Genomic DNA, 284 nt, shown 5'->3' with positions numbered 1-284 from the left:
CACCGTGGAGTGGAGTAAGCGCTGCTACTTCCTCAACACCCGCTTTATGAAGCTAAGGGATGATGATCTAGATATCGTTGCCCCAATCCGTCCGCACGACACGTTAGCCATGTATGCCATGGTGAACCTGCGCTGCGCTTTATCTATCTCAAGAGCAAATGCCCATGCGGTATTGGCTATTCAATAAGGAGGAAGAAATGAATAACACCATGAACCATAAAGAACTCATTCATAGTGACTTCCAAATTAAAGAGGTGGAAGCGGTAGTGCGTAGAGATGCCTTC

General features: G+C 46.8%; 1 pseudogene. It reads left to right on the top strand.

What is annotated here, in order from left to right:
• Nucleotides 1-187 (top strand): annotated as a pseudogene (locus ICN25_RS10055) (phage major capsid protein); the annotation flags it as partial.
• Nucleotides 188-284 lie beyond the last annotated feature (97 nt).

The sequence above is a fragment of the Polynucleobacter sp. 80A-SIGWE genome, assembly GCF_018882295.1.
GTDB lineage: Bacteria > Pseudomonadota > Gammaproteobacteria > Burkholderiales > Burkholderiaceae > Polynucleobacter.
Note: the sequence above shows the minus strand (reverse complement) of the source record. Positions and strands in the feature narration are given on the sequence as shown.